This is a genomic window from Acidovorax sp. A1169 (assembly GCF_030704685.1).
In the GTDB taxonomy this organism is placed as follows: domain Bacteria; phylum Pseudomonadota; class Gammaproteobacteria; order Burkholderiales; family Burkholderiaceae_C; genus Acidovorax.
In genome coordinates this window covers 1-1,138 of the sequence record NZ_JAUZDX010000065.1, presented here as the reverse complement: position 1 = coordinate 1,138, position 1,138 = coordinate 1, and the positions used below count along the sequence as shown (strand labels likewise).

The 1,138-nt window shown below is 61.3% G+C and carries 1 protein-coding gene; it reads right to left on the bottom strand.

Translation table 11 applies throughout. The annotated features are described in order from the left end of the window. Window positions 1-35: 35 nt before the first annotated feature. Window positions 36-1,088: an IS30 family transposase gene (locus QYL93_RS31830; RefSeq protein WP_305747431.1), complete on the bottom strand. Its 1,053-nt coding sequence runs from the start codon at window positions 1,086-1,088 to the stop codon at window positions 36-38. Window positions 1,089-1,138: the final 50 nt, after the last annotated feature.

Here is a 1,138-nt window from a genome sequence, read left to right as displayed (position 1 = left end):
GGCGGATTCAAAAGCGAAGCGCAACACCCTGGATTTCAATGAACAAGGGTGGAGTGCTGCGGGTTGTTGATCAGCAACTCGCGGTACACAGCCAGCGGTGATCGTACCCCCAGCCCCTTTCTGGGGCGGTCGTTGATCTCATCGGCTATCGCATCGAGTTGCTGCTGGCTGTAGATGCTCAGGTCCGTCCCCTTGGGCAGGTACTGGCGCACCAGGCCATTCATGTTCTCGTTGGAACCCCTCTGCCAGGGGCTGTGCGGGTCGCAGAAGTACACCGCTATGCCGGTTTGCTCGCTGAGCTTCTTGTGCATGCTCATCTCCCTGCCCTGGTCGTACGTCATGCTCAGGCGCATCGGCTGGGCAATGCCCAGCAGCTTGTCCGTGAAGCCCTGCAAGACGTTGGCAGCACTGGCCGGCTTGAACTCAGGGAGCTTGACCAGCATGACCAATCGACTGGTGCGCTCCACCAAGGTCCCCACCGCACTGGCATTGCCTTCGCCTTTGATCAAGTCACCTTCCCAGTGCCCGGGGAACTGGCGGTCTTCGATCTCTGGAGGGCGCACATGGATGCTCAGCATGTCCGGGATCTGGCCCCTGCGGTCCTTGCCTTTGCTGCGCGGCACTCGCTTGTTGTGGGCGTGCCGCAAGGTGGCGATCAGTTCTTTGCGCAGCTCGCCCACGGGCATGGCATAGATGCAGTTGTAGATGGTCTCGTGTGACACGCGGTGCTCATGGCCTTGGGGATGCAAGCGTGCCAGTGTCAGGGCAATCTGCTCGGGCGACCAGTGAAGCCGCAGCAAATGGCTCACCAGGCCCCACAGGATGGAGTCAGGATGCAGCTTGACAGCGGGCCTGCCACAGCGCCTGCGCTGCAGGCAAAGACGCTGCGCCTTGACGCTGCCATAGTCCGATGGATGGCCCGATGGGTGAGCATTGCGCACCAGCTCCCGGCTGATGGTGGCGGGTGAGCGCAGCAGTTGCCTTGCGATGGCCCGCACGCTGTAGTTCTGCTGCTTCAGGCTGGCAATGGTGACTCGGTCTTCGGGCTGCAGCTGGCTGTAGTGGCTGGAACGGGAGAGGTTGTGCATCTGCGGACCTTACAGGTTGGCAGGTGTTGCACTTCAGTTTTGAATCCGCC